Annotated in this window: 10 protein-coding genes and 1 other RNA gene; 10 read left to right on the forward strand and 1 reads right to left on the reverse strand. The window is 44.9% G+C overall.

The window, feature by feature from the left end; translation table 11 throughout:
- Window positions 1–14: 14 nt before the first annotated feature.
- Window positions 15–1,472 (reverse strand): DNA-3-methyladenine glycosylase 2, encoded by a 1,458-nt coding sequence (alkA, locus tag BGP75_RS22365; RefSeq protein ID WP_076721140.1) that lies wholly within the window; start codon window positions 1,470–1,472, stop codon window positions 15–17.
- A gap of 299 nt (window positions 1,473–1,771) precedes the next feature.
- Here alkA and BGP75_RS22370 point away from each other — a divergent pair, with 299 nt between their 5' ends.
- From BGP75_RS22370 to BGP75_RS27830, 10 genes are all read left to right on the forward strand, one after another.
- Complete coding sequence (locus tag BGP75_RS22370) at window positions 1,772–3,307, forward strand: GGDEF domain-containing protein (RefSeq protein ID WP_076721141.1); 1,536 nt, start codon at window positions 1,772–1,774, stop codon at window positions 3,305–3,307.
- Between the two features lie 118 nt (window positions 3,308–3,425).
- Window positions 3,426–3,790, forward strand: a transfer-messenger RNA (tmRNA) gene (gene ssrA / locus BGP75_RS22375).
- Window positions 3,757–5,709, forward strand: a complete 1,953-nt coding sequence (locus BGP75_RS22380) for a replication endonuclease (protein ID WP_158070158.1) — start codon at window positions 3,757–3,759, stop codon at window positions 5,707–5,709. Before ssrA ends, BGP75_RS22380 begins: the two co-directional genes overlap by 34 nt.
- Entirely contained in the window at window positions 5,706–5,984 is a 279-nt protein-coding gene (locus BGP75_RS22385) for a hypothetical protein (RefSeq protein ID WP_083704982.1), read from the forward strand. Before BGP75_RS22380 ends, BGP75_RS22385 begins: the two co-directional genes overlap by 4 nt.
- On the forward strand, window positions 5,984–6,301 hold the full coding sequence (locus tag BGP75_RS22390; RefSeq protein WP_076721143.1) for a hypothetical protein: 318 nt from the start codon (window positions 5,984–5,986) through the stop codon (window positions 6,299–6,301). Before BGP75_RS22385 ends, BGP75_RS22390 begins: the two co-directional genes overlap by 1 nt.
- A 75-nt stretch (window positions 6,302–6,376) precedes the next feature.
- A complete protein-coding gene (locus BGP75_RS22395) occupies window positions 6,377–6,649 on the forward strand; it encodes a hypothetical protein (protein WP_076721144.1) in 273 nt (90 codons plus the stop codon).
- A 473-nt stretch (window positions 6,650–7,122) separates the two neighbouring features.
- Window positions 7,123–7,323 (forward strand): hypothetical protein, encoded by a 201-nt coding sequence (locus tag BGP75_RS22400; RefSeq protein ID WP_076721145.1) that lies wholly within the window; start codon window positions 7,123–7,125, stop codon window positions 7,321–7,323.
- A 2-nt stretch (window positions 7,324–7,325) separates the two neighbouring features.
- Window positions 7,326–7,622, forward strand: coding sequence for a hypothetical protein (locus BGP75_RS22405; protein WP_083704983.1), 297 nt, complete (start codon window positions 7,326–7,328; stop codon window positions 7,620–7,622).
- Entirely contained in the window at window positions 7,619–8,686 is a 1,068-nt protein-coding gene (locus tag BGP75_RS22410; RefSeq protein ID WP_076721147.1) for a site-specific integrase, read from the forward strand. The genes BGP75_RS22405 and BGP75_RS22410 overlap by 4 nt, the downstream gene beginning before the upstream one ends.
- Window positions 8,687–8,847: 161 nt before the next feature.
- On the forward strand, window positions 8,848–8,939 hold a 92-nt coding region (locus BGP75_RS27830; RefSeq protein ID WP_143820948.1), incomplete at its 3' end, for a transposase.

Below are 8,939 nucleotides of genomic sequence, written 5' to 3' on the forward strand. Positions count from 1 at the left end.
CGTATTTCCTTGATTTACTGTTTCTCTGATAATTCCGCCCATAGATGCATGACCGCGTAGGCGCGCCATGGGCGCCATTGCTCGGCGAGTTCCTGTAACTCTTTGGGACGCTTCACCCCCAGGGCTTTGATTATTCCCAAATCACTGTCCGGGAAGGCGTCAGGCCAGGAGAGTGCCCGCATGGCGATATACTGTGCGGTCCAGGGACCAATGCCGGGAATGATCTGGAGCTTCTGGATTGTTTCTTCAATATCGAATGTCCGGTTCAGGCATAATTCACCTGAATCAACCGCTTGAGCAAGGGCTACAATCGTATTGGCGCGTTTACCGACAATACCCAGCTCCTTTATTTTTGTAGGGCTTGCCTGGCTCAGGCAGCGGGCGCTAGGAAATACCTGGTTTAATTCTTCAAAAGGTGTTTCTAACGATTTGCCGAACGTGGAGGCAATTCGTCCTGCCAGCGTATGAGCGGCTTTTACACTGACTTGTTGGCCTACAATGGCTCTGATGGCCATCTCAAAACTATCGAAGGCTCCCGGTAGCCTCAACCCTGGACGAGAGGCCGCCAGTTCACCCAGATGCAGGCTAATCGGTTCTGGATTGCAATCAAGATCAAAAACCTGACGAATGCGATTTAATATTGTTGCAATAGCTGGAGCAAGACCATGATTGAGGACCAGTTTTAAGCAATTCCGTTCCGGCAGACTACTGATGGAGATCCAACCCGAAAGGCTTTCTTTGCCATGCTTTAAGCAGACGGTGCGGCGATAGTTCTGACCATCAGCTGCAGACTCCACTCCAGCGATAGAGCGCTGATTTAAAAAGCTAATGAGTCGGGGCCAGTCGAAAGGAGGTCGATAGCTCAGCGTGAATTGAAGCCTGTCCGATGTCTGTAGCGAGTTTGGTTGCCGCTTGCGAGCTTTTCTGAGGGATGAAGGGGTTAGCTGATAATGGTTCTTAAACTGTTCGTTAAATCGTCTCAGACTCGAAAATCCAGCGTTCATGGCAACTTCCGTCATCGATAGATCCGTGTCGGTGAGCAGTCGCTTGGCCAGCAGTAGTCGCTGGGTCTGGGCATAGCGCTGTGGTGACACGCCATAGACACTGTTAAAGCTGCGCCTTAGGTGCCTGTCTGAAACCGCCAGTGTTTGAGCTAATTCGGTTAGGGGAGTATCCGTCAGGGCTCCTTCTTCTATCATTTGAGCGGCTATATTGGCCAAACGCTTACTCGCATCGATACTGGCATTTCCTGGGGCAAGTTCGGGTCGGCACTTCATGCAGGGACGATAGCCATCAGATTCGGCTGCAGAGGCTGATCCGTAAAATTGACAATTTTCTGGTTTGGGAATACGTGCGGGGCAAACCGGACGACAGTAAATACCCGTCGAAGATACAGCCACAAAAAAATGGCCGTCAAAGCGGGTATCCTGTGCCTTTAAGGCATTGTAACAAAGCTCATGGTTTTCGATCATGGAGCAACTATAAGCCTATTTAGAGGAGGCTACTCGCGATTATCGGACATGATAATTGACAATCTTTACCCTTTGCCTGTTTTTAGCCCTAAGTTGTCTTGACGAATGAACAATAACTCGCCATCTTAGCGGCAACTATTATCAGGTGATCGGTTGTAAGCAGCTATCTGGCAATATCTCTGGTAGATTTTTGTTAGAGAGTATCAGCGGACCTTAAGTTTATTGACCAAGTCGTTAGCCACTGTTGCTATAATAACAGAGCTATAGAGGGTCCATCGATAAGTACCTGGGTGTAATTTTTGATCAAATCATCTCTTAAAAATCTTGCAAAACCGCTCCGCTCAATCAGTGTGTTGTTCTGTTTATTGATGTTTTCTGTAATTGCCTACGGAGAGGGTATGCTGCGGGTGGGTATTTACCAGAATTCACCCGGTGTATTTTATGATGATACCGGTCGGGTCCAGGGTTTCTATATTGATATATTGGAATATGCTGCCAAGTCAGAAGGTTGGGAACTTCATTATGTAAAGAATACTTGGCCAAAACTGATTGAACTACTGGAAAGTGGTGAAATCGACATGATCGCCGGCATGGCGTACAGCGAAGAGCGGGATAAGCTTTATGACTTTACCTCTGAGCCGGTCTTTATCAACTGGGGGCAAGTCTATGTTCAGAATGAGGACATACAGTCGATACTTGACCTGAGAGATAAAACGGTTGTTGGCCTCAGGCAAGATATCTATAGCATCAGCTTTCAACAGTTACTGAAGCAATTCAGGGTTCCCGCGAATTTTATTGAGGTGAATAGCTATGCCGATGTAATGAGGTTTGTGGAGAACGGTATCGCTGATGCAGGGATTACTTCGCGTTCCAATGGAAAGTTACTGGAGCCGCAGTTCCAGCTTTATCGCAGTCCTATCATCTGCTGTTCAAAGGAAGTCCATTACTCGACCCTTGAAGGCCAGGGAAAAGAATTTCTTGATGGCTTAAATCGACAACTTAAAGCCCTTAAGAAAAACAGCAGCTCCTTCTACTTTAAATCGCTGGACTATTGGTATGGTCAAGAGCGAACGACGTCTATACCCGACTGGCTTGTCGTTGTGCTGGGAGGTTCATTGTTTGTGTTGCTGGTGCTGTTGGGGGGGGTCGTTATTCTACGTCAGCAAGTGCGTGAACGTACCGCTAAGCTGGAAGAGGCACAGACTTTTCTGGAAAGCCGTGTAGAGCAACGCACAGCGGAGCTGTATGAGATGAATCAACAGCTGAAAACTGAAATTCATGATCATCGTGAAACTCAGAAAAAGCTTCAGCATATGGTTCGACACGATCCATTAACGGGGCTGCCTAACCGGCGTTGGTTTGCAGAGCATCTGCTGGAAGATATCAAACGAGCCAAACGAACTCAGCGTCAGCTTGCCGTTTTGTTTCTGGATCTGGATGGATTTAAAGAGACTAACGATAGCTATGGTCATGACCTGGGTGACCTGGTACTGATCGGAGCAGCGGAACGAATCCGAGAGTGTTTACGAGCGACAGATAAACTGGCTCGCTTGGGAGGGGATGAGTTTATCGTCATCTTACCGGAAATCAGAGTACTGGAAGCGGCCACCATCGTAGCAGATAAAATTCTTGCTCGCTTTGCTGATCCTTTTCAGTTTGATGAGTGTAGCTGTGTTATTGGTGTCAGCATTGGTATCAGTTTATTTCCAGACCATGGCGAGGAGCCTGAGATACTGCTGAATCATGCAGACCATGCGATGTATGCTTCAAAAAATGCAGGTCGTAATCGCTTCACCGTTTACAGTGATAAGGGTCTTAGTCGCGGTATCGGTTGATCAACGTCAACAAGGCTGCGGAATAAATAAAAAAACACACCCATCGTCAGAAATTGTTTATAATCGAGTTGTAAAACGGCCACTTATCTTTATAGTGTGGCCTCCAGACAACGACTTCGGGGCTGATGTGGTTTCGACATGGTGCGTATGTCCAGGGTGCATGTCGTGAGCGGTGAGTGATCACGTAAATCAACCTTACCAATGCTTAATTGCAAACGACGAAAACTACGCACTAGCAGCTTAATAACCTGTCTAGCGCCCTTCCACCTAAGTATGCCTGTAGACTGGGGCTCGGAAGGTCATCCCATACAGGATCGCGATGGATACCTTGCCAGGGGTTGAAGCGTTAAAACTAATCTGGCTCGCTCATGAAAATCCTGTCTGTCGGAGTTTCTACGAGTTAATTAAAAGACTAGACTAAACATGTAGATCGTTGGTTCGGAAACATTGTGGACGCGGGTTCGAGTCCCGCCAGCTCCACCACATTGGAGGTCTACGGCAACCGTCGTAGACTTCTCCAGACCACTGAGCATGCGGCTTCTGAACGATTCTCCTCTAATACACCTTTGGTCTCCGATGGTCCTTATAGGCCTACGGAATGTCACAGAGTGGGCACAACTTCGACACAGGGTAATGATCCTGTGCTGTTGGCATGTGCGAGAACTGAGACCTACGGAACGCAAGAGTGTCAGAAATTCCGGGCTAAAATTTTTAATGCCCATCCCTTTCTCGCTAGCAGTTTCGCCAGCGTATATGAGCGAATAGCCAAAACTAAAGGCTATGTTGATGCCAATCACAATCTAAGAAGTCTTCACGAGCGATTGAGAATTAGAGATCTCAATCTTTCTTGGGAATCTGATGACATTAAGGGCTTTGCGCGTGCTCAAGCATTAAGGTGTCAAAAAATTGTTTCCCGGCATCAATATTCTGATACTAGCTATCAACTCTGCACTGAAATCGTTAAGCGGTATCTACTGACTCCCCCTACGTTTAAAGAACATGGCAATCTCATTAGCCCATGTATTAAGAGAATGGAGTGTTCTCGTTGGTGGCGTAAAAAACTGTTTACTAAGCAGCGTAGGACCATTGAGGCAGTGGCAAGAGATATTGGATTGGTATCACAGCATTCAAGTACTTACTCCAGCATGATCAGCCAAAGTGTGCGAAAGCAGCAAAAACACCGAAACGAACTGTATTTATCAAATACATTTGTCCGTAATGATGAAGGGCAAGAGTACAGTCTAAAAGAGCTATCAGACCTCTCAGTATCAAATCCAGCTATTCGCCGTGGTGAGCTGATGACCCGGATAAAAGGATTTGAACTTGTTGCACAACAGCTTGGTCATGTAGGTGAGTTCTATACTTTAACCGCTCCCTCGCGAATGCATGCAAGGTTTAAGCGCAATGGTAAACCAAACCCTAAGTATGACGGTACAAATCCTCTAGAGGCACACAAGCACCTCAATCAGCTATTTCAGTGTATTCGATCCAAGCTCCATCGTGATGATATTTATGTTTATGGACTTCGAGTTGTAGAACCAAATCATGATGGAACTCCACATTGGCACTTAATGCTATTCATGCCTGAGGCAAGCAGAGAAAAGGTGCGTGAGGTTTTTAATAGCTATGCATTGAAGAGTGATGGTGATGAGCGTGGAGCTGCTAAGCATCGATTTAAGGCGGTAGCTATCGACCCGCAAAAGGGTAGCGCTGCTGGGTATATTGCAAAGTACATAGCGAAAAATATAGATGGAGCCTTTATTGGGGATGACCTGAATGGCAACAGTGGTCGAGAGGCAGCTACTGCTATTGATGCATGGGCTAGTACCTGGGGGATTCGGCAATTCCAAGCTATCGGTGGACCAAGCGTTACGGTATGGCGAGAACTTAGACGCTTAGCTTCCCCCTATAAAGAACTAATTAAAACTGCATCGATCAATGATGGTGATTCGAAGATGAGTCAGGCCATGATTGCTGCGAATGCTGCTGAGTGGGCTGCATATGTAATGGTTATGGGTGGGCCAATTCTTCGTAAGTGCGATCGTCCTATCCACCCAATGTATAGCGAATTTGAACTCGTTAATATCGAGACCGGAGAACTGCTTGAAGAGAATGTCGGCCTCTATGGAGACCCAAAAGAAAAACGGGTGATTGGGCTGGAGTCTGAAGGAGATCAAATTATTACTCGTAATAGGAAATGGACACTGACTACTTCAGGAGCAATAGACAGGCAAGGTAAAGCTGGCGTAGCGAGAGCGAACTATGGAGCGAGCGGCGAGCAGGCTGAACCGTCGAGACCTGAGCGTGTCAATCCGGTATCAGCGCAGCTGACCCGGTATGACACGCCTTGGACTCGTGTCAATAACTGTACGCATGTTGAAACCAAGGTGCTGATGAGATGAAACAGATGACTGATGATACCGGAATAGAAATCACGGGTGATTGGAACCCAGATCTTCGTTTTACCATTGAAGAAGCTGTTGCTGTTTTGAATCGTGAGGTAGTTCGGCTTCGAGATCGCACGTGCCTTCCGAATCCTCCAATTGAAAAGATTGGTGTAGTTGTTGGTGTCTTGACAATGAATGAGCAAATTGAAGTTATTGTTAGGTTCATTGATGAGATGGAGCAGCTCTGTAAAACAGAGTTCTGTGGAGATTTCATATTGGTTGAAGACTAATGGTTAGCAATAGAGTTAGACACTTTCTCTACGAACTGGATGAAATTGAGACTAGAGCAAGGAAAAATTTCGGTGACTGTACAGGGCTCTATTTCCACTACATCACTCGTGAATACATGCGTTATTGGAGGGAGCTTCAGAGGCAGGAACCTGAGCAATTGAAAGGAAAAGCATGGGACGAACTTCAATTCTTCTTTGATCAGAAGTTAAGAGATTTAGCTTGGGCTAGATTTGATATGTACTGGATGATTTTCGAATACGATGGAAAACAGCTTTACCCCGAAGATCATGAACCAGGACCGTTCTGGCGAAAGTAGCCAAGAGACCAATACGTGACCGTTATCAGCTGCAACTGATTTCGGCCACTAATCAAAACCAGTAGGAGAATACTGATGTTGACTAATACTCATTTTATTAAAGATCTTGAACTTGTTGAAGGTGCGTTGTACGACCTTGAAAAAATATCTCAGTTGGAAGGTGTTGATTTAACCAATATGATCAGGCTAATCAGGGATCGACTAGGGATGGCATTACCAGATGTGGTTAATGGCCTACGAATAGATGATGTTTTAGAGGCCCACAAGAAAGGCCTGTTGAATTGGCCTGAAGACGGTAAAGCAATTCTGAAGGGGGAAAAATCAATAGAAGAATTTTTTAAAAAATAGTGTTACTTAAGGAGAAAAGGTGATCTACAAATAGCTGGTTACCTTTTCACTGATTACCCAATGCCCATAGGGCATGATAGGCCGCATATTGATCTTTCAAGGAGAGTCTATGATTGTCGGCCGGAACCATAGCGCGCTAAACCAAGAATATATTGTGCTCTTGCTCTACCGCTACAGACCTGCATGGACCGTTGACTAACTTGAAAACAAGTGCTAAAAGTGTGATGCGTGTGAGCGTTGAAACGACAAATATTTTTGGGCATTAACTTTACGAAGTCTTAATTGTAAATAGATGAGTAGGCAACTGGCCACTTGATCTAACCACTGAATTGGTAGACTTCTCTCTTCTCTCAGCCCACCTCCATGGGCCCTTATTGTCGGGGCCATAGAAATTCACACGACTTATTTGCATTTTCATTTTTAAGCAATTTCTAATTACCGGTGCGTCTTTTCACGCGCCTCTGGAGGTACCTATGAAGTGGAAAACTCTTGAAAAAGTATCGGAGGAATCAGGTTTGTCCAAGGAATCATTACGGGCACTTAAAAAGAAAGGTCAGTTGAGAGAGAAGATTCATTGGGTGAAGTCTCCCAACGGCAGAATTTTGTTGAACATAGAGGCTGTAGAGGCATGGTTGATCGGACAGTCACCCTTTATCTGCAAAAAAGGGGTATAACGATGGATCGTTTGCAGCAACAACGCTTAAAAAAATCTTTAGGTTTGCCAAAAGATTTTAAGTTTAAAGGATATGTACTACATCTAGATGATAGTGATGAGTTCTTAGCTACCTATCAGGAAAATGAGATCTTTTTGCGAACTGGTTGGACTCCATTTCCAGAGATGGCAAAGGTCTTCAAAAAGCCCAAACACGTGTTAAAAATCCTGAACGAGCGAGATAAAGGGGGATTGATATGCTACCTATTTGAAAATGATGTGCAGTGTGTTATTCATCCTCTACTACCAGAAGTAAAATGAAAGGTGTCAGGGCTAGAGGCAACAGTATTCTTGTCGATTTCACCTATCGAGGTAGGCGCTGCCGTGAAACTCTTCGTGTGAAACCTACAAAGACAGCTCTAAGGGAGGCTTCTCGGAAAAGGGAAGCTATCCTTTATGAAATAGCGTTAGGAAAGTTTAATTACGCAACCCATTTTCCTAATAGTAAGAATGCCCTTGCATATTCTCGTAATAAGGGATCTCTCATATCTATTGAGCAGGCACTGAAGGACTGGCTGAAGAAGATTGAAAAGCGGTGCCAATACAGCACCATTAGAGATTATAACAGCGCTGTCTATCATCATTTGATTCCGAGCTTTGGTAGTCTGACACTCGATGATTTTTCCTCTGACCATATCTATTTATGGATGGACCAAATTTGTATCTCGAATAAGCGTATTAATAATGTCTTGTGCCCGCTTAGGCAGATATTCAAAGATGCTTATCAAGAGGGCTTGATTGATCGAAACCCGATGGATAGGTTCAGAAACCTGCCTATTAATACCAGAGAACCGAAGCCGTTTAAAACCTCAGAGATAAAAAGTATATTGAATCAACTTCAAGGTCAGGAAAGGAACCTGATTCAGTTCGCATTCTGGACAGGGCTTCGAACATCAGAGTTGATTGCTCTTCGTTGGGAAGATTTTGATGCTGCCAACAAGCGTATCTATGTTCGAACGGCTATTGTTCGCAGTAAAGAGAAAGGTACCAAAACTCATTCAGGGCGCCGGACTGTAGATTTACAATCACAAGCATTGGCAGCAATTGAAGACCAGATGTCTTTCACTCTAGATAATTTGCGAGTATTTCATGATCCGAAAAGCGGCGTACCATGGCATGATGATCAAGCTATTAGAAAAAGGGTTTGGACGCCTGCTTTGGTAGCTGCTGGAATCGAATACCGCTCTCCTTATCAGACTCGCCATACGTTTGCTTCGATGATGCTATCATCTGGTAAGAATCCGCTATGGGTTGCACAGCAGATGGGGCATAAAGATTGGGGGATGATTCGGAAAGTTTATGGTCGATGGATACCAGTCGAGTAATAAAGACTTTTATTTGTTATTTATTAGGGTGCTTAATATGGACATAAAGAATCTAGTTAGTGACATAAGAGAATCTTGTACTTATAGAGGACCATTGGTTTTACCCCGATTTGTCGGACACCTAGTTAAGAGTAGATAATCTACTTTAACGAGGTTTTTACATGTCTAATACACGAAGAAAATATTCCGAAGAGTACAAGCGCGAAGCCGTTTCATTAGCGCTTCAACCAGATGCATCGATAGCTGAAGTTTC

The sequence above is a fragment of the Motiliproteus sp. MSK22-1 genome (assembly GCF_001968815.1).
In the GTDB taxonomy this organism is placed as follows: domain Bacteria; phylum Pseudomonadota; class Gammaproteobacteria; order Pseudomonadales; family Balneatricaceae; genus Motiliproteus.